General features: G+C 69.3%; 13 protein-coding genes and 1 pseudogene. 8 read left to right on the forward strand and 6 right to left on the reverse strand.

Annotated elements, in window-relative coordinates:
* Nucleotides 1-49 precede the first annotated feature (49 nt).
* A complete protein-coding gene (uvrA, locus tag EJK91_RS13590) occupies nucleotides 50-2,956 on the forward strand; it encodes an excinuclease ABC subunit UvrA (protein WP_024442872.1) in 2,907 nt (968 codons plus the stop codon).
* A gap of 13 nt (nucleotides 2,957-2,969) precedes the next feature.
* Here the strand turns inward: uvrA and EJK91_RS13595 are convergent, their stop codons facing one another.
* Nucleotides 2,970-3,611, reverse strand: a complete 642-nt coding sequence (locus tag EJK91_RS13595) for a TetR/AcrR family transcriptional regulator (RefSeq protein WP_231384301.1) — start codon at nucleotides 3,609-3,611, stop codon at nucleotides 2,970-2,972.
* A 130-nt stretch (nucleotides 3,612-3,741) separates the two neighbouring features.
* Between EJK91_RS13595 and EJK91_RS13600 the strand changes: the two genes are divergently transcribed.
* A complete protein-coding gene (locus EJK91_RS13600; RefSeq protein ID WP_024442874.1) occupies nucleotides 3,742-4,584 on the forward strand; it encodes a hypothetical protein in 843 nt (280 codons plus the stop codon).
* Here the strand turns inward: EJK91_RS13600 and EJK91_RS13605 are convergent.
* The 4 genes and pseudogenes from EJK91_RS13605 to lysX form a co-directional block, all read right to left on the reverse strand.
* A complete protein-coding gene (locus tag EJK91_RS13605) occupies nucleotides 4,511-5,686 on the reverse strand; it encodes a winged helix DNA-binding domain-containing protein (RefSeq protein ID WP_125079197.1) in 1,176 nt (391 codons plus the stop codon). The two genes, EJK91_RS13600 and EJK91_RS13605, sit on opposite strands and share 74 nt — an antisense overlap.
* A 3-nt stretch (nucleotides 5,687-5,689) precedes the next feature.
* Nucleotides 5,690-5,929 (reverse strand): hypothetical protein, encoded by a 240-nt coding sequence (locus EJK91_RS13610; protein WP_125079198.1) that lies wholly within the window; start codon nucleotides 5,927-5,929, stop codon nucleotides 5,690-5,692.
* A gap of 183 nt (nucleotides 5,930-6,112) precedes the next feature.
* Nucleotides 6,113-7,389 (reverse strand): annotated as a pseudogene (locus EJK91_RS13615) (alpha/beta hydrolase).
* 59 nt (nucleotides 7,390-7,448) lie between these two features.
* On the reverse strand, nucleotides 7,449-10,730 hold the full coding sequence (lysX, locus tag EJK91_RS13620; protein WP_444850820.1) for a bifunctional lysylphosphatidylglycerol synthetase/lysine--tRNA ligase LysX: 3,282 nt from the start codon (nucleotides 10,728-10,730) through the stop codon (nucleotides 7,449-7,451).
* A 448-nt stretch (nucleotides 10,731-11,178) separates the two neighbouring features.
* Here lysX and infC point away from each other — a divergent pair, with 448 nt between their 5' ends.
* Genes infC through EJK91_RS13640 form a run of 4 tightly spaced genes read left to right on the forward strand, consistent with a single transcriptional unit; the run spans nucleotide 11,179 to nucleotide 13,268 of the window.
* A complete protein-coding gene (gene infC / locus EJK91_RS13625; RefSeq protein ID WP_231384304.1) occupies nucleotides 11,179-11,802 on the forward strand; it encodes a translation initiation factor IF-3 in 624 nt (207 codons plus the stop codon).
* Nucleotides 11,803-11,829: 27 nt separating this feature from the next.
* The gene (gene rpmI, locus EJK91_RS13630) at nucleotides 11,830-12,024 is read left to right on the forward strand and encodes a 50S ribosomal protein L35 (protein WP_024442880.1); all 195 of its coding nucleotides are present in this window, start codon (nucleotides 11,830-11,832) and stop codon (nucleotides 12,022-12,024) included.
* 57 nt (nucleotides 12,025-12,081) lie between these two features.
* Nucleotides 12,082-12,471 (forward strand): 50S ribosomal protein L20, encoded by a 390-nt coding sequence (gene rplT, locus EJK91_RS13635; RefSeq protein ID WP_024442881.1) that lies wholly within the window; start codon nucleotides 12,082-12,084, stop codon nucleotides 12,469-12,471.
* 14 nt (nucleotides 12,472-12,485) lie between these two features.
* Entirely contained in the window at nucleotides 12,486-13,268 is a 783-nt protein-coding gene (locus tag EJK91_RS13640) for a TrmH family RNA methyltransferase (protein ID WP_024442882.1), read from the forward strand.
* Here EJK91_RS13640 and EJK91_RS13645 read toward each other — a convergent pair.
* On the reverse strand, nucleotides 13,265-14,383 hold the full coding sequence (locus EJK91_RS13645; protein WP_024442883.1) for an oxygenase MpaB family protein: 1,119 nt from the start codon (nucleotides 14,381-14,383) through the stop codon (nucleotides 13,265-13,267). The genes EJK91_RS13640 and EJK91_RS13645 overlap by 4 nt on opposite strands.
* 156 nt (nucleotides 14,384-14,539) lie before the next feature.
* On the opposite strand from EJK91_RS13645, the gene EJK91_RS13650 reads away from it, so the two are divergent.
* Nucleotides 14,540-15,445 carry an adenylate/guanylate cyclase domain-containing protein gene (locus EJK91_RS13650; RefSeq protein WP_046300723.1) on the forward strand — a complete coding sequence of 302 codons (906 nt, stop codon included), beginning with the start codon at nucleotides 14,540-14,542 and terminating at the stop codon, nucleotides 15,443-15,445.
* Nucleotides 15,446-15,587: 142 nt separating this feature from the next.
* Entirely contained in the window at nucleotides 15,588-19,709 is a 4,122-nt protein-coding gene (locus tag EJK91_RS22955) for a PE family protein (protein ID WP_164517963.1), read from the forward strand.
* Nucleotides 19,710-19,827: the final 118 nt, after the last annotated feature.

A 19,827-nucleotide genomic window follows, 5' to 3' on the forward strand; every position in this document is an offset into this window, starting at 1 on the left:
CGGTACTGGCCCTGACCTGGTTGTCGGTAGCGCCACCTAGCATGGACCCGTGGCTGACCGGCTGATCGTCAAGGGTGCGCGGGAACACAACCTGCGCAGTGTGGATCTGGACCTGCCGCGTGACGCGTTGATCGTGTTCACCGGGCTGTCGGGTTCGGGTAAATCCTCGCTGGCCTTCGACACCATCTTCGCCGAGGGTCAGCGTCGCTACGTCGAATCCCTGTCGGCCTACGCCCGCCAGTTCCTGGGCCAGATGGACAAGCCCGACGTCGACTTCATCGAGGGCCTGTCGCCGGCGGTCTCCATCGACCAGAAGTCCACCAACCGCAACCCGCGCTCGACGGTCGGCACCATCACCGAGGTCTATGACTACCTGCGGCTGCTCTACGCCCGCGCCGGGACCCCGCACTGCCCGGTCTGTGGCGAGCGGATCGCCCGCCAGACCCCGCAGCAGATCGTCGACCAGGTGCTGGCCATGGACGAGGGCCTGCGCTTTCAGGTGCTGGCGCCGGTGGTGCGCACCCGCAAGGGGGAGTTCGCCGACCTCTTCGAGAAGCTGAACACCCAGGGCTACAGCCGGGTGCGGGTGGACGGCGTGGTGCATTCGCTGACCGATCCGCCCAAGCTCAAGAAGCAGGAGAAGCACGACATCGAGGTGGTCGTCGACCGCCTCACCGTCAAGGAGTCGGCCAAGCAGCGGCTCACCGACTCGGTGGAGACCGCGCTGGGCCTGGCCGACGGCATCGTGGTGCTGGAATTCGTCGACCGCGATGACGATCACCCCCATCGCGAGCAGCGGTTCTCCGAGAAGCTGGCCTGCCCCAACGGGCACGCGCTCTCGGTCGACGACCTGGAGCCGCGGTCGTTCTCGTTCAACTCCCCGTACGGGGCCTGCCCGGAGTGCGTGGGCCTGGGCATCCGCAAGGAGGTCGACGCCGACCTGGTGGTGCCCGACCCGGACCGAACCCTGGCCGAGGGCGCGGTGGTGCCCTGGTCGATGGGCCCCACCAGCGAGTACTTCACCCGGATGATGGCCAGCCTCGGTGAGGCGATGGGCTTCGACGTCGACACCCCGTGGCGCAAACTGCCGGCCAAGGCCCGCAGGGCGATCCTGGAGGGCTCCGACGAGCAGGTGCACGTGCGCTACCGCAACCGCTACGGCCGGACCCGCTCGTACTACACCGATTTCGAAGGTGTGATGGCATTCCTGCAACGCAAGATGGAGCAGACCGAATCCGAGCAGATGAAGGACCGCTACGCCGGGTTCATGCGGGACGTGCCGTGCCCGGAATGCGCCGGAACCCGGCTCAAGCCCGAGATCCTGGCGGTGACGCTGGCCGCCGGCGGCTACGGCAGTAAATCCATTGCGCAGGTGAGTGAGCTGTCGATCGCGGACTGCGCGGACTTCCTCAACGCCTTGACCCTGGGCGCGCGTGAGCAGGCCATCGCGGGGCAGGTGCTCAAAGAGATCCAGTCCCGGCTCAGCTTCCTGCTCGACGTCGGCCTGGAGTATCTGACCCTGTCCCGGGCCGCCGGAACCCTGTCCGGTGGTGAGGCGCAACGCATTCGGCTGGCCACCCAGATCGGGTCGGGTCTGGTCGGGGTGCTCTACGTGCTCGACGAGCCGTCGATCGGGCTGCATCAGCGCGATAACCGGCGGCTGATCGAAACCCTGGTGCGGCTGCGCGATCTGGGCAACACCCTGATCGTCGTCGAGCATGACCTGGACACCATCGCGCACGCCGACTGGATCGTCGACATCGGCCCGGCGGCCGGCGAGCACGGCGGGCGGATCGTGCACAGCGGGCCCTACGCCGAGCTGTTGGCCAATGCGGATTCGATCACCGGCGCCTACCTCTCCGGCGCGAAAAGCATTGCGGTGCCCGAGGTCCGCCGGCCGGTGGACGCCAAGCGCCAACTCGGCGTGGTCGGCGCACGCGAGCACAACCTGTCCGGTGTGGACGTGGCGTTTCCGCTCGGGGTGCTCACCGCGGTCACCGGGGTGTCCGGCTCGGGCAAGTCGACCCTGGTCAACGACATTCTGGCGACGGTGCTGGCCAACAAGCTCAACGGCGCCCGGCTGGTGCCCGGCCGGCACACCCGGATCACCGGACTCGATCACCTGGACAAGCTGGTGCGGGTGGACCAGTCACCGATCGGGCGCACACCGCGGTCCAACCCGGCCACCTACACCGGGGTGTTCGACAAGATCCGCACCCTGTTCGCCGCCACCACCGAGGCCAAGGTCCGCGGCTACCAACCCGGCCGGTTCTCGTTCAATGTCAAGGGCGGCCGCTGCGAGGCGTGCACCGGCGACGGCACCATCAAGATCGAGATGAACTTCCTGCCGGATGTCTATGTGCCCTGCGAGGTCTGCCACGGTGCCCGCTACAACCGGGAGACCCTGGAGGTGCACTACAAGGGCAAGACCATCGCCGAGGTGCTGGACATGTCGATCGAGGAGGCGGCGGAGTTCTTCGAGCCGATCACCGGCATCCACCGCTACCTGCGCACCCTGGTCGACGTCGGGCTGGGATATGTGCGGCTGGGCCAGCCGGCGCCGACGCTGTCCGGGGGAGAGGCGCAGCGGGTGAAGCTGGCCTCCGAACTGCAGAAGCGTTCCACCGGCCGGACGGTCTACATCCTCGACGAGCCCACCACCGGCCTGCATTTCGAGGACATCGCCAAACTGCTGGGCGTCATCAACGGCCTGGTGGACAAGGGCAACACGGTGATCGTCATCGAGCACAACCTCGACGTGATCAAGACCGCGGACTGGATCATCGACATGGGCCCCGAGGGCGGCGCCGGGGGTGGCACGGTGGTGGCCACCGGCACACCCGAGGACGTGGTGGCCGTGCCGGAGAGCTACACCGGCAAGTTCCTGGCCGAAATCCTGGGCGCACCGGCCAAACCCGCCAAGGCCGTGAAACGACGGCGTAAGGCCAGCGCGTAGGGTCCGGGCTGGGCTAAGCCGGTTCAGCGCCGAGGCTGACGCGCAGGTGCCGCACGACGGCGTCGGCGACAGTCTCGATCGGCTCGGTCTTGCCCGCAGCGACCCACTCGGTGAGCCAGATCTGTAAGGCCGAGATGACCAGTGCCGCAGCGATTCGCGGAGTCAGGTGGGTGATCTGACCCGCGTCCACCGCGATCTCGGCGGCTCGGGTGATCATGTCCATACCGGTTCGCCATGCCGCTCGTTGACCACCTCGGCCCAATTCGGCTGAGGCCGATGCCCAGCTCAGGCCCTCGTTGATGTGCAGCTGCAGAAAGTGCGGGTGTGCGGCGAAGAACTCCACCTCGGCACGTGCTCCGACCAGGATCGCCTCCAGCGGGGAGTCGATCGTGTCTGTGCGGAGGCGCACGGCGGCGACGAACTCCTGCATCCGCGCGGCGTTGAGGGCATCCCAGATCTCGTCTTTGCCACCGAAGTGCTTGTAGACCGTGGCCAGTGACACCCCGGCGGTCTTGGCGATGTCGCTCACCCGTGCGTCGGCGAAGCCGGTGCGGCTGAATTCGTACTCGGCTGCGGCCACGATCTGCTGCTGGTACATGGCCCTGCGTGCGTCGGCCAGGTCGGCGACCGGCGGCGTGGATCGGTTCGTTCCCATGGCCGCCACCTGCTTTCGATCGACCGTTGGCTGAGTGTCCACGAGGTGCTACGGTGCCACAGTAATGATGATTCTGTGTAACAGAATGATGATTACTCGGGTGCTTGATCGGGACGGGAGAGGGGCGCCGATGGCGACCGCAGAGTTGAGCCGGGAAGACTCAGCGCAGATTTCGGCGACACTTCCGCGCTCGCGGGGACTGCGCATCGTCTGGATCGTGGCGTTCGGCTCGCTGGCCCTGGCGTTTCCGCTCTACAGCTACTTGGCATTTCACAGCGGCGTCGACCGCTCCGTCATCGCCGATGCCATGGTCGTGCAGGTGACCGCCGCCTACTTCCTGGGTATCTTCGCGGCATTCCTGCCGATACCGTCGCTTCGCACGTGGACCCGATTCCAACGCCTCCAGGCCGTCGTTCTGCCGTTCGTGATCTGTTCCTACACAACGCATCTCACCTGGGAGCTCGGCTGGCTGATTCTGCACAAGGCGATCGCCGGTGCCCGCGATGCGGTGTGGGCGTATCCCTGGTGGAACTACATCGACGGCGGCGACCTGCGCTATCTGCACGCCGAACCCAACTTCTTGATGATCGAGGTGCTGTCGGTGATCAACGCCTGCGTGGGCGTCACCGGACTCGTCCTGCTGTTGCGGTCCAAGTTCACCGACTACCGGGGAACCCTGCTGGTCATGTCGACCGCCGTCACCCACACCGTGCTGACCTGGTACTACTACGGCACCGAGATCATCGCCGGCTTCCCGTCGACCAACACCGCCAGCTTCATGGATCTGGGCGTCAAGTTCATCCTGCTGAACGGCCCCTGGTTGATCGCGCCCTGGCTGGTACTGGCCTGGGGGTACGCGATGCTCAAGAAGCAGTTCACCGCTTCGGGAAACCACGCCGTCAGCGCTGTGCCGCCTTCACCAGCGGCGACGGGAACCGCGGCGGAACCCGCACCCCGTCCAGCCACGCGGTGAGCTCCTGCGCCCGTTTGTTCAGCGCGTCACGGGCTTGGGTGCCCGGGTCTTCGAGCAGCTGCAGCTGCACTTCGGCGGCCGCATTCTGATACCAGCCGCCGACGATCCGGCCGTTCCACCACACGGTGGGCCCGGCGTTGCCGTTGTTGTCGAAGAGCTGGCCGCGGTGCTCGCCGAGGTACCAGTCGCGCTGGTACCAGCCCATCGTGGTGACGTCGAGGCCCGGCAGCAGCGCACCCCACGGCTCGGGCTCGGGTTCGGGCTCCAGGTCGTCGGCCAGCGCGTAGCCGGGCGTGTCGTGCAGGTCGACATCGACGGCGCCGATCTCACTCAACGCCTTGCGGACCACCGTCTTAGTGGTACCGAACCACCACTTGATGTCCTCGGCGGTGGCCGGGCCGAACGCCCGCAGCCAGGTTCGGATCAGCTGGGTCTGCGCCGGCTCGGCCATCATCGGGGCGCCGGGTGCGCCGAGCCAGCTCGTCGCGGTCGTCCACTGCGGCCGCGACGAGGTCCAGCCGCCGTCGTTGGGCCCGCGCACGATGTGGCCCTGCGCGCCCAGGACGGTCAGCGCGCGCGGCGCCAGATGGGTCTGGCCGCCGTAGGTCTTGCCGGGCGCGGGATCGTAGGTGCCGGCCAGCTCGGGCAGGGCCGCGCGCAGCGCGATGCTGCTGGCCGGGCCGTTCTCATCGAGGTGCCGCAGCACCGCGGCCGCAGCATGGGTCAGCCACTTTTCGCCGTCATTGGCCACGCCCGCCTTGGCCACCTCGGCGATCAGCTTGCGCCGTTCGGTGTCGGCCACCCGGTCGCTGGCCGCAGCCTGCACGGCGGGCAGGTCGGCGGGATCGAACACCCACAGCGTTCGGCGCATCGCCAGATGCTTGACCAGTGAGCGCTTTTCATACAGCGCGTCGTGCAGGTCGGCCACCGCGAACCCCGAGCGCCGCGCCCACAGCGAGAGGTACGGAGTCGCCGGATCGGTGGCGTGCAGCCCGACCAGCGTTGCCGCGATCCGGGCTATCGGCGCATCAGCGGTGTCAGGGGCAAGAAAATGTCGGCGCGCCAAACGGTTTCGCCTTTCGGCGATGGTGAAGGTCCGCACCGGTCAGTGCTCACCCTCGTGCATCGACTTGCGGATCTGCTCCAGCCGGTCGGCCGCCGCGTGCTGGCGGTCCTCGAACTGCTTCTCGACGGTGCGACCTTCCTGGGTCTCGGAATCCAGTTCCTGTGCGCCGATCGAGGTCTCATAGCGGCGTTCGATCTTCTCGCGCACGGAGTCGAACGTCGGCACGCCGGCGTCGTCGTATCCGGTGTCGGGCTGCGGGTCGCTCGGATCGTCACCCATGGTCGCCACGTTACCGCCGGCGGTTTCGAAGTAGCGGACCCATTCCTCGAGTGTGCGGTTTGGTACGCAGAACGGCCGATTTTCGAACCAAACCGCACACTCGGCGAATTGTTCGATGCAGCTGCTGTCGCTCAGAGCCGGGCACAACACCATATGGTCGAAATCCGGACCAGCATCGCCTCCTCACACGCTCGGGAAGCCCACCGGCGCCACCCCCGGGGTGCCCAGCCGGGCGGCCAGCCACGGCAGGGCGTGGGTGAACACCCTGCCGGCGAACGGCCAGTCGTGTTGGCCCGGTTCGGTGATCACCGCGCAGTCGATACCGTTGGCCCGGCCCAGCGTGCACAGCGACTTCGCGGCGGCCAGCTGACCGCCGCTATCGGACTTGGCGGCGCTGCCGTCGACCGCGAACCACCCCGAAACCCCGGAATACCGGCCGTGCCTGGCGATCACCGTCGACGGGTCGAACGCCGCCCAGGCGTCGACGCTGCCGCCGAACAGCCGTCTGATGGTCTGCGCGCGGGTTCCCGTGTTGGGGCTCAGGTCGCCGGCGATGTCGACGAAGGCGCTGAACCTCTCGGGATGCATCGTGGTCAGGTCCACCGCGCAGGTGCCGCCCATGGACCAGCCGACCACCCCCCACTGCGCCGGTTGCGGGCTGACCCCGAAGTGCGAGATCACGTACGGCACCACATCTTCGGTCAGATGGTCGGCGGCGTTGCCGCGCGGGCCGTTGACGCATTCGGTGTCGTTGTTGAAGGAGCCACCCGAGTCGACGAACACCAGCACCGGTGCGTTGCCGTGGTGGGCGGCGGCGAAGTCGTCGACGGCTTTGATCGCGCCTCCGGAGCGCAGCCAGTCCGCGGGCGTGTTGAACTCGCCGCCGATCATCATCACGGCCGGCAGCTGCGGCGGCGGATCCTGGGCGAACGCAGGTACACCAGCTCGCCGCGATGCTTGAAGTGCGAGGCGTCGGCGGGAATCGTCACCCGCAGTACGTGGCCGCGTCCGGGCAGGGCGGCCCCCGAGCCGGCGATCGCGTTCACCGCCGCCTGGTCGCTCTGGTCGGGCAGCGGTCCCGACGTCAGGTCGCCCCAGGCGCTCTGCACGGTCGGGAAGTAGCCGACCCAGGCGTTGAGGGTCAAACCCGCACTGAGCAGACACAGTGGCACCGCCAGCAGGGCGATGCCGCGGCGCCGCCAGGCCGCACCCCGCCAGCCCAGCACCAGCAGCGCCGCGGCGGCGCCGGTCAGCGCGACCCACAGCCACAGGCTGATCGGCGGCGGCTGAGCGGACAGGCCGTCGTCGCTCACGAACCAGTACACGCATCCCGCCACGGCCAGCCCCACGGCGCCGATCAGCGGCAGTCGCCGCAGCCAGCGGCGCGACCGCCAGCCCACGGCCAGCACCAGCGACAGCACCGCCGCCGCCTGCACCGTGACCGGGATCCAGCCATGCATCAGCGAGGTGTGTTCGCCACTCGCCAGGATCACCCCTCCATGATGGACCGGAATCCGGCTCAACGAGGTTTGGCCAGCGGAAACGGCAGAGTGTCCCGGATGCTGTGGCCGGTGATGAGCATGACGACGCGGTCCACGCCCATGCCCAGCCCGCCGGTCGGCGGCATCGCGTATTCCATAGCCTGCAGGAAGTCCTCGTCGAGTTCCATGGCCTCGGGGTCGCCGCCTGCGGCCAGCAGCGACTGCTGGTGTAGCCGGCGGCGCTGCTCCACCGGATCGGTGAGTTCGCTGTAGGCGGTGCCCAGCTCCACGCCCCACGCCACCAGGTCCCACCGCTCGGCCACCCCCGGCTTGCTGCGGTGCGGCCGGGTCAGCGGCGACACCGAGGTGGGGAAGTCGGTGTAGAACGTGGGCTGCTGGGTGCGGGCCTCGACCAGCTGCTCGTAGAGTTCGAGCACCACCGCCCCGGCATCCCACTGCCGCAGGTAGTGGACGCCGGCGTGGTCGCACAGTCGGCGCAGGGTGGCCACATCGGTGCCGGCGTCGATCTGCTCGCCGAGCGCGTCGGACACCGCGTCGTGCACGCTGCGCACCGGCCACTGCCCGGAGATGTCGACCGCTTCGAGCTGGTCGTCGGCCCCGGGCCGCATCACCACCGGGGCGCCGTTGGCCGCGACCGCGGCGTTCTGGATCAGCTCCCGTGCCCCGTCGATCCAGGCCAGGTAGTCGCCGTGCGCCTGGTAGGCCTCCAGCAGGGTGAACTCCGGGTTGTGGCTGTAGTCGACGCCCTCGTTGCGAAAGGCGCGGCCCAGCTCGAACACTCGCTCCACCCCGCCTACGCACAGTCGCTTGAGGTAGAGCTCCGGGGCGATCCGCAGATACAGGTCCAGGTCGTAGGCGTTGATGTGGGTGACGAACGGGCGCGCGTTGGCCCCGCCGTGCAGCTGCTGCAAAATCGGGGTCTCGACCTCCAGAAATCCCTTGGCGAACAAGGTGTCCCGGATCGAGCGCAGCACCTGGCTGCGGGCTGCGATCAGCTCGCGCGCCTGCGTGTTGATCGCCAGGTCCACATAGCGGGTCCGCAGCCGCGCCTCGGGGTCGGTCAGGCCCTTCCATTTGTCGGGCAGTGGACGCAGGCATTTGCCGACCAGCCGCCAGTGCGTCACCAGCAGCGACGGTGTCCCGTTGCGGCTGCGGCCTATCCGGCCGGTCGCCGCGACCAGGTCGCCGAGATCGACCCCGGCGCTGAAGTCCGCGGCGCGCGCGTCGCCGTCGGCCTGCGCGAGTACCGAATCGTCGAGCAGTAGCTGCACCTCACCGGACCAGTCGCGCAACTGGGCGAAGAGCACGCCGCCGAAGTCGCGCATCCGCAATACCCGTCCGGCCACCGAGACGGTCTCTTCGGTGCCGCCGGCCAGGGCCTGGCGCACGGTGTGGCTGGGCGCGGCACCCACCGGGTAGGCGTCGACGCCGCTTCCCTGCAACGACTTCAGTTTGGCCATCCGGACCCGGACCTGCTCGGGAAGCCGGGGCAGTGTCTTGTCGGGCTCACTGAACTCGCCGACCCCGCTGTCGATGTCGTCGGGTGCGGTCCCGTCGCTGTGCAGCCGTCCGGAGGCGGCCATCGTCGCCGGCACGGCCGAGTGGTGTCCGGTGTGCTGCTTGTTGCGCCGCGAGAAGGGCAGCACCAGAAAGCCTTCGGCGATCACCGAGGCGACCCCGACGCGGGGGATCAACCGGGCGTCCTCGTAGCAGGCGTAGCGCGGCACCCACTGCGGCCGATACTTCATGTTCGACCGGTACAGCGTCTCCAGCTGCCACCAGCGGGAGAAGAACATCAGCAGCCGCCGCCACAGTCGCAGCACCGGGCCGGCGCCCAGCTGTGCGCCCTGTTCGAAAGCGGCCCGGAACATCGCGAAGTTCAACGAGATCCGGGTGACGCCGATGGTGGCGGCCTGCAGGGCCAGTTCGCTGACCATCAGTTCGATGGTGCCGTTGGGGGATTGCGGGGAGCGCCGCATCAGATCCAGCGACACCCCGCTGTGCCCCCACGGCACCAGCGACAGCATCGCCACGACCTCCCCGGTACGCGGGTCGCCGCGCACCGCCTCGACCAGCAAGCAGTCGGCGTCGGCCGGATCGCCGAGGCGGCCCAGCGCCATGGAGAACCCGCGCTCGGATTCGGTGTCGCGCCAGGCGTCGGCGTGGTCGATGACGCGGGCCATCTCGTCGGCGCCGATCTCGCCGTGCCGGCGCATCCGCACCGTCAGACCCGAACGGCGGGCCCGGGTGACCGCCTGGCGCACCCCGCGCATGTCGGGTCCGGACAGTTTGAACTCCGCGGGCCGCAGGATCGCCTCGTCGCCCAGTTCCAGCGCGCTCAGCCCGGCGTCGCGGTAGGCCTGCGCCCCGGCGAAGCTGGCCCCCATCACTCCCGGCGCCCAACCGTAGTCCTTGCAGACCCGCAACCAGGTGTTGATGGCTTGTGGCCACGACCGCGGGTCGCCCACGGGATCGCCGCTGGCCAGGCAGACGCCCACCTCGACCCGGTAGGTGATGGCGGCGCGCCCGTTGGGGGCGAACACCACCGACTTGTCGCGGCGGGTGGCGAAGTAGCCCAGCGAGTCGTTCTGGCCGTACTGCTCGAGCAGCCCGCGGATCGCCGACTCGTCCTGGCCGGTGAGGGCATTGTCGGCGCGCTGCGACAGGAACAGCACGATGGCCGCGACGATCAGGGCCAGCGCCCCGAGCAGCCCGCACAGCGCCTTGAGCCCGAAGTCGGGTTTGCCGGGGAAGAGGTCGGGCTCGAGCAGCCCGAAGCCCACCACCCGGTTCACCACGTAGGGCAGTCGCAACGGGCGGGTCACCGTGCCGGGGAACAGTTCGATGAGGCCCCAGCACAGCAGGATCGCCACCGTCCACCCGGCGGCCAGCGTCGCTGCGGATTTGAGCAGCGCTCCGCGCCGCACTTTGGCCCAGAACTCGCCGCGGGCTGCCACCAGCACCACGATCGCGACCAGATGCAGCACCAGGCCCGCCACGCCGCTGATGACACCGAAGCGGTCGGAGGTGTCCGACACCAGCCGGCTGACGTTCCAGCCGCCGGCGACCACCAGGTTGGCGATCAGCAACCACCAGGCGATGCGTTTGTGCGCGCTGAGCGCGGCGGCGAGCAGGGCCAGCACGAAGGCCCAGGCCAGGCTGGTGTCGGGGAAGTTGAACAGGTACTTGTCGATGAACTCCCGGGGCACCCGGATCGCCCACCGGATCACCGGTGACATGCTCGCCAGCAGCGACAATGTGGCGGCGATGCCGACCGCCCAGGCGGCCGCGGAGGGCACCCAGTGCAGCCGGGTGGTGGAGCGGCTGCGCGAGCGCGGCACAGCCGGCACTGTCAGGGTCATAGCCCGCGAGAATATGCAGGAAAGCCGCGAAAAGGACGAAAAGCAGGTGTGGAATCGCCGGTGGGCATGATCGCCGGGCGGAATGACTGCTGAACAGCTGCTAGACTCCCTAACGCGACCGTCCCGGCGTACGCCAGGACAGCAAGTGGAGTTCCCTCCCACCACTAGCCTGAGGAGCAATCCTTGCGGCTCAGTGGTCCGGTCGCAGGCGGTGTAAACCGCCTGCTCTGCGCGCTGCGCAGGCGGCTTGAGGTTGTTCAGGCCGTGATCGGTCGGTATGGGCCCTGCTTCGTGCAGGGCTTTTTTGCTGGTGGGTGGGGTCAGCGCCGCTGCGTCCGGACGAGCACTGCGGCGGCCGCGACCGAAGACTACCCAAGGAGGTCCCATCAGCACTGAGATCCGCGTCAACGAGCGCATTCGTGTACCTGAGGTTCGATTGATCGGCCCGGGCGGGGAGCAGGTAGGCATTGTGCGCATCGAAGATGCGCTTCGCGTCGCCGCGGATGCCGATCTTGACCTTGTCGAAGTCGCACCGACCGCTAAACCCCCGGTCTGCAAGATCATGGACTACGGCAAGTACAAGTACGAGGCGGCTCAGAAGGAGCGCGAGTCTCGCAAGAACCAGCAGCAGACCGTCGTCAAGGAACAGAAGCTGCGTCCCAAGATCGACGACCACGACTATGCGACGAAGAAGGGCCACGTGGTCCGCTTCCTCGAAGCCGGGGCCAAGGTCAAGGTGACGATCATGTTCCGCGGCCGTGAGCAGTCCCGGCCCGAGCTCGGCTACCGCCTGCTGCAGCGGTTGGGCGCCGACGTCGCCGAGTACGGCTTCGTCGAGACCTCCGCCAAGCAAGACGGACGCAACATGACGATGGTGCTGGCACCGCACCGCGGCGCGAAAACCCGTGCCAAGGCCGCAGAGGACGCCGGTGGAGGCGCGGTTCACCCCGCACCCGCCACCGCTCCCGCCCCCGCGGCGGACGCGGCCGAGCCGCAGCCCGAGAACTGAAAAACCCGACAGCAGAACTGAGGAAACATGCCCAAGGCGAAAACCCACAGCGGCGCTTCGAAGCGATTCCGTCGCACCGGAACCGGCAAGATCGTCCGGCAGAAGGCGAACGCCCGCCACCTGCTCGAGCACAAGCCGAGCACCCGCACCCGTCGTCTGGCCGGCCGCACCGAGGTGGCTGCCGCCGACACCAAGCGCGTCAACGCGATGCTGAACGGCTGATTGCCGCTTTCTCCGCACCGCAATCCCCTTACGCCCCAACGAGAGTAGGAACACCCCATGGCACGCGTGAAGCGCGCAGTCAACGCCCAGAAGAAGCGCCGTACAGTCCTGAAGGCTTCGAAGGGTTACCGTGGCCAGCGGTCGCGGCTGTACCGCAAGGCCAAAGAGCAGCAGCTGCACTCAATGACCTACGCCTACCGGGACCGTCGTGCCCGCAAGGGTGAGTTCCGGAAGCTGTGGATCTCCCGCATCAACGCGGCGGCCCGCGCCAACGACATCACCTACAACCGGCTGATCCAGGGCCTCAAGGCCGCCGGTGTCGAGGTGGACCGCAAGAACCTCGCCGAGATCGCCGTCAGCGACGCGGCTGCATTCACCGCGCTGGTCGAGGTCGCTCGGGCCGCGCTGCCCGAGGATGTCAACGCGCCTTCCGGCGAGGCTGCCTGACCCGAACCGAGCCGATGCTGACCGAACGTTCGGCCCGGGTGGTCGCGGCGGTCAAGCTGCATCGGCACGTGGCCAGGAAGCGCGAACAGCGCTTCCTGGCCGAGGGGCCCAATCTGATCGAGGCCGCGATCGCTCGCGGCCTGGTCCTGGAGGTCTTCGCCACCGAAGCGGCGGCGCAACGTCACCACGATCTGCTGGCCTGCGCGCAGGTACCGGTCCACCTGGTGACCGACCGCGCGGCAAAGGCCTTGTCGGACACCGTCACTCCGGCCGGATTGATCGCGGTGTGCGCGCACGCCGAAGCGGATCTGCACACTGTGCTGGCCGGTGCTCCGCGACTGGTGGCGGTGGCGGTGGGCATCGGCGAGCCCGGTAACGCCGGCACCCTGATTCGCATCGCCGACGCCACCGGTGCCGACCTGGTGGTGCTGACCGGCAACAGCGTCGATCCCTATAACGGCAAGTGCCTGCGCTCGTCCGCGGGCAGCATCTTCCACGTCCCGGTGGTAGTGGCCGCCGACACCGATGCCGTGCTCACCGCATTGCGGGAGGCGGGACTGCAGGTGCTGGCGACGGCGCTTGACGGTGAGCTGAGCCTCGATGACGCCGACCCGGTCCTGGCCGGGCCCACCGCGTGGCTGTTCGGCCCGGAGGCTCAGGGGTTGCCGGCCGAGGCCGCAGCCGCCGCCGACCACCGGGTGCACATCCCGATGGCAGGAGGCGCTGAGAGCCTCAATGTTGCAGCGGCAGCGGCGATCTGCCTCTACCAGAGCGCGCGAGCCCAGCGCCGCGCTTAGGCGGCCTTGGGCTTACGGCGCGGCGGTCGCGGGGTCAGGCCACTGCCGGCGGCCAGCGAGAAGGTGCTGTGCATCAGCGCTCCGGCGCGCTCGACCAGCTTCATGCCCGCGCTGACCGGCGGGACGTAGTGCATTCCGCTGTGCCGCCGGTCTTTTGGCGGTCCGCTGAACCACGGGGCCTCGATCGGCGGGGTGTCACTGGGGATCTTGCCCTGCTCGCGCCGGTAGCCGGCCAGCGCGCGCGGGTGCAGCCGAATCTCGTCGGGCACAAAGCTGAATGCCACGTGGCTGACCTTGCCCAGCAGCCGCAGCAGCACCTCGTCGCTCTCCGACCAGCGCAGACCGGCCTTCTCCCGCACCACCGGCTCGAACAATCCGGCCGCCACCCAGCGTTGGGCGGCCAGCGCCGGCTTGAACATCTGGTGCCACACCGCGTCGGGCATCGGGACGAACCACGGCTTGGGGATGCGGATGTTCAAAATGTCGATGGCGGCCGGGGTCAGCTCCAGTTCGTCCTCGCACACCCGGTTCCAGTACTCGCAGAACTCTTCCCAGGACTTCGGCACGGGACGCATGCTCATGCCATACATCTGGTACCACTGCACGTGCTCGTCGAAGAGCTGGCGCTTCTCGGCCAAGGTGAGGCCGCCGTCGAAGTACTCGGCGAGTTTGATGATCAGCATGAAGAACGTGGCGTGCGCCCAGTAGAAGGTGTCGGGGTCCAGCGCGTGATAGCGCCGGCCCTTCTCATCGACGCCCTTGATATCGCGGTGGTAGTCGCGGATCGAGGCGCCGGTGTGCTGGGCCCGGATGCCGTCATAGACCACACCCATGATCGGGTAGACCGACCGCGTCACACGCTGCATCGGCTCGCTCAAGATGCTGGAGTGCTCGGTGACGCCCGCGCCCAGGCCGGGGTACATGTTCTCGATGGCGCCGATCCAGACGCCCATGATGCCGGTGCGCAGGTCGCCGAAGTACTTCCAGGTCAACGAGTTAGAGTTCAACGGCTCCACCGCGGGAGCAGGCTTGGGAGCGGTTTTGGCAACGCTGGGGGCACTGTCGTCGGCGGGCGCAGACGCCTGCTCGACGGACGCGGTCGGCGTAACGGTCATCACGTCTCCTGTCTGGGAACCTGAAACTACGATAATTGTGACAACGATCGTTGTCTACATTCGTTGTGGCGCGTCGCACCGAAAACGCCAATCGTGTCGTGTGCCACTGTCGGCGGTCGTTGCCGGTGTCGGCGAGCGCCACCTACCCTGAAACTCATGGACCTCGAGCCGGCCCCACGGCAGGCTGCTGGGCTCGGGGAGGCGGTGGCAGTGCCCGACCAGCCCAGCCCCGACCGCCGCACCTCTTTCTCCCTGGATGAGGCCGCGGCCTGGCTGAACCGCACCACCAACGACGTCCGAATCGTCGACCTGGTCCGGCGGGTGCGGCGCGTGTTGCCCGGCGACCCAGAATTCGGTGATCCGCTGTCCACCGCCGGAGATGGCGGCCCGCAGGCCGCCGCGCGGGCGGCCGACCGCCTGATGGGAGACCGTTCGGCGGCCTCCCGGGAAGTCAGCCTGGGCGCGTTGCAGGTCTGGCAGGCCCTGACCCAACGGATGTCGCGGGTGCCGGGCAATTCCGAGGCAACGCTGGTGTTCACCGATTTGGTCGGCTTCTCCACCTGGTCGCTGCAGTCCGGCGACGACGCCACCCTGACCCTGCTGCGGCGAGTGTCGCGCGCGATCGAGCCGCCGCTGCTGGACGCTGGTGGCCGCATCGTCAAACGAATGGGCGACGGGCTGATGGCGGTGTTCCGCGACCCGCTGGTCGCCGTCGCCGCGGTGCTGGAGGCACAAGAGGCCCTTCGCGAGGTCGAGGTCAACGGGCACACGCCGCGGATGCGGGTCGGCATCCACACCGGCCGGCCTCAGCGGCTGGCCGACGACTGGCTCGGCGTGGACGTCAATATCGCCGCCCGGGTGATGGAACGCGCCCTCAAGGGCGGGATCGTGGTTTCTGGGCCGACCTTGGAACGCATCGATCCGGCCGCCCTCGAGGAGTTGGGTGTGGTTGCCAAGCGAGCGCGCCGTCAGGTGCTCGCGGCCAAGACCAGCGGCGTCCCGGCGGATCTGACGATGTACCGCCTGAAGGCAGTTCGCCAGAGCCCGTCACACGCCGACTGATTACCCGTTCTCAGCTTCTTTGTGGGCCGGTCAGGTCGCCTCGCACGAGTGGATGAACCCCGTTCCTTGGAATACCCTTCGGTGAGCAAGGTAACTATTTGACCGTTTTACACAGGTCGCCTTAACGCAGAAGCGGGGAATCATGTCAGGTCGGCAGCAGCGTCGGAACAACCGCCGTAAGACGAATCGGCTGGTAGGTGCCGGCGGTACTGCGGCGGCGTTCCTGACGTTCGGCATGGCCCCGATGGCGGCCACTCCCACCGCGAACGCCGACTGGGACTTCGACTGGCTGACCGACCTGTTCACCCCGGTCTCAGACTCCTCGAGCGGCTGGGACAGCAACGCCTGGGACATCGGCTCGTGGTTCAACTGGTCGGCGGACCCGGGTAGCGCGGCCGACACCAACCCGTTCGACCTCACGACACTCTTCAACGCGTTGGTCTACCAGCCGTTGTACACGTCGGTGGACTCGTTCATCGACAACCCGGCCAACTCCTGGCTGGTCGACATGGTCAACAGCTGGGCACCCGAGGGCCAGTTCTATCTCGGCGACGGCGCCGCCGGCACGGCGGAGAACCCTGACGGCGGCGACGGCGGCCTCTGGTTCGGCAGCGGCGGGGCCGGTTACTCCGCGGGTGCTGACGAGGACGCGGACCCGTCCATCGGGGGCGGCGACGGCGGGAACGCCGGCTGGTTCGGCAACGGCGGTGCCGGTGGCGCGGGCGCCTTGGGCGGTGACGGCGGCAACGGCGGCACCGGGGGCACCATCATGGGCATCGGCGGCGCGGGCGGCGTCGGCGGGCTGGGCGGCAACGGCGGCAACGGCGGCGCCGCGCTGGGTTCGCTGTTCGGCATCGGTGGTGCCGGCGGCGACGGTGGCGTGGGCGCGACCGGCGTGATCGGCGCGACCGGCTCATGGGCTGACAGCGGCACCGGTGTGGGCGGCACGGGTAACGCGGGCGGTGCGGGAGGCAAGGGCGGCAACGGCGGCGCCGCGAGCGACTCCCTGTTCGGCACCGGCGGTGCGGGCGGCAAGGGTGGCGCCGGCGGCGAGGGCGGCCAGGGCGGCACCGGGGCCGCGGGTGAGGAGGGCAACCTCAACGGTGGGACCGGCGGCACCGGTGGAGTCGGCGGCGCCGCTGGTGTGGGCGGCAAGGGGGGTGCCGGCGGCTCGTTAGGCGTCAAGGGCTCGGACGGTGCGGACAGCGAGATCGACGGCAATGGCGGCCGAGGCGGTACCGGCGGGGCCGGCGCCGACGCTGACGGCACCAACGGAGCTGGCAACGGCGGCCTGGGTGGCAACGGTGGCAGCGGCGGTGAGACCGGCAACGGCGGCGCTGGTGGTACCGGTGGTGCAGGTGGTGCTGGAGACGCGACAAACAATGCCGGCACCGGCGGTAACGGTGGCACCGGTGGTGACGGCGGCAAGATCGGCAACGGTGGCACGGGTGGTACTGGTGGTGCCGGTGGGGTCAGCGGGACCAACGACGACAACATGGACGGCGTCGGGGCCGTCGGCGGAACCGGCGGTGTCGGCGGTAAGGGCGGTGCCGGCGGTACCGACGCGGGTAATGGCGGAAATGGTGGTGTCGGCGGTGCCGGCGGTGCTGGGCATGACGGCATCAAGGGTGGCCCCGGTCAGGAAGGCTCGCAGACGCCTGACGGCAACGGCGGCGACGGTCACAAGGGGGGCAACGGCTTCGACGGCGGCACCGGTGGGAAGGGCGGCTTAGGCGGGACCGCTGCCCATGGCAACGCAGGAGCCAACGGCGCCGGCGGTGACGGCGGCGCCGGTGGCGCGGTCGGTGCGGGCGGTGACGGTGGCAATGGAGCCAATGGCACCTGGACGAACGGCGGTACCGGTAACGGCGGCAACGGCGGTGAGGCTGGTGAAAACGGCGACCAGGCTGGCGCGGGTGGCAAAGCTGGCGAGGGCGGTGGCACCGGCACCGATCAGGGTGCGTCGGGAGACGATGGCGCCGGCGGGAGCAAGGATCCTTCCCAGGCCAGCCAGGGCGGTAACGGCGGGGACGGCGCAGCTGGTACCGCGGGGAACCACAACGGTGGCCAGGGCGGCAACGGCGGCGACGGCGCATACGGCGGCGACGGCGGCCGGGGCGGCAACGGCGGCGACGCCTACGCCGGCAGTAACGGCAATGGTGGCGACGGTGGAACCGGCGGCAAGGGAGCCGATGGAGACGGCTCGGTCCAGAGCAATGGCGGAAACGGCGGACAGGGCGGCAATGGTGGCAAAGCCGCCGGCACCGGTGCCGGCGGCCAGGGCGGTAATGGCGGCGATGGCGGTGACGGCGGAATCGGCCTGAAGGGCATCGATGGCACCTTCAAAGACGGCGGAACCGGTAACGGCGCCAACGGCGGAACCGGCTACAGCGGTGGCAATGGTGGCGCCGGCGGCGCCGGTGGTGGATCCGAGTCCGGCACCAATGGCAGCGGCGGAGACGGCGGTGACGGTGGCCAGGCCGGCGCCGGCGGCAATGGCGGCAAGGGGGCCGACGGGGATTGGGATTCCAAGGGCCAGTACGGCTTCGGTTCCGGCGGTAAGGGCGGCAACGTCGGCAGCGTGGGCTCCGTGGGTAAGGGCGGCGCGGCGGGTGAAGCGGGCACTGGCGGCACCGGCGGCGAAGCCGGAACCGCGGGTGCCGACGGTCAGGGGGTCTACGGCTCTGACCAGGTGGCGGGCGGCAACGGAGGCAACGGCGCGGCTGGCGACGAGCTCCACTTGAACGGCGGCGCCGGCGGTGACGGCGGAAGCGGTGGAACCAATGGCAACGGCGGCAACGGCGGCCTCGGCGGCAACGCACAGCAGGGCGACACCGGCAACGCATACACCGGCGGCAATGGTGGCGCCGGCGGCAACGGCGGCGCGGGCGGCACGGCCATCGGTGACGGCGGTAACGGCGGTAACGGCGGTAAAGCTTCTCCGGAGACCACCCTCACCCATGACGACAACAGTTTTGCGACCAAGGGTGGTAATGGTGGCGCCGGCGGCAAGGGCGGTGCCGCGACCAACGGCGACGGTGGCGACGGCGGCATGGGCGGGAACGCCGGGTCTGGCACCCAGTACGGCGGCACCGGTGGTGCCGGCGGCGCGGGTGGAGCAGTCACCGGATCCGGCGATGGCGGCAAGGGCGGTGAGGGAGGTGCCGGAGCGGCCGCGACGGGCTGGAAGTCCGACGGCACCTGGGGCATCGACGGCTTCACCAACAAGTTCGGGGCCGGCACCATCCTGGGCGTCTCGGGCGCCGGCGGCGCGGGCGGTGCCGGTGGTGCGGCGACGACCGGCGACGGCGGTAAAGGTGGCCTTGGTGGCAACGGCGGCGCAGACACGGCTCCGGCCGACACCCGGGTCATCTGGGGTGGTGCAGGCGGCGCGGGCGGTGCCGGTGGCGCCGCAACCGTCAAGGCCCCCGAGGGCGACGCCCCGGCGGCCGTCAGCGGCAAGGGTGGCGAAGGTGGCGAAGGCGGTCAGGGCGGCCAAGGCACCATCACCGGTGGCAGCGGCGGCAGCGGCGGCGCCGGCGGGGCCAGCACCAGCAAGGAGGGCGGCGACGGTGGCGCCGGCGGTAAGGGCGCAGAGAGCAGCGGCTGGAATGACGCCAATGGCAGCGTGACCGGCAAGGGCCAGATCCTGGGCTTCGGCGGCAGCGGCGGCAAGGGTGGCGCCGGCGGCAATGGTGTGACCGGCGGCAAGGGTGGTGACGGCGGTGAAGGCGTCAGCGGCATTGACGGTGGCAACAAGTTCGGCTCCGGCGGCACCGGGGGAGCCGGCGGGTCCGGCGGCACCGGCACCACCGGCAACGGCGGCAACGGCGGTAAGGGCGGCGACAGCGGCGGCGGCAGCTGGCGGGCCCAGAACGGCGGCGCCGGTGGAGCCGGTGGCAACAGCACCGAAGGTGACGGCGGTATCGGCGGSGCCGGCGGTMAGGGCGGCAGCCTGACCAGCAACGGCGGCACCGCACCGACCAACGGCAGGCCCGTGCAGGTCGGCGCCGGAGGTGCGGGCGGCAACGGTGGCAGCAGCACCGCGACCAACACCGAAGGTGAAGGTGGCGATGGCGGCAAGGGTGGTAACGGCGGCGACGGCGTCGGCACCGTCAAGGGTGGTGCCGGTGGCACCGGTGGCACCGGCGGCAAGTCGGGCAGCGTGGCGGGAACGGCGGGCACTAAGCCCCCCGCGCCCACCAACACCAGCGGTGTCGAAGGCGGCGCCGGCGGCGCTGGAGCCGAGCCCAAGGCTCCTTAACCCACTCGACGAGAGCCCCGCACACCGCGTGCGGGGCTTTCGTCGTCATGTCGATAAGATCGACGCTTGCGTCTCAGCCACAATCACAGCCAGTAGGGGGAGTTTCGTCCGTGGGCAA

Origin of the sequence: Mycobacterium sp. P7213 (assembly GCF_900604305.1) — a bacterium.
Lineage (GTDB): Bacteria > Actinomycetota > Actinomycetes > Mycobacteriales > Mycobacteriaceae > Mycobacterium.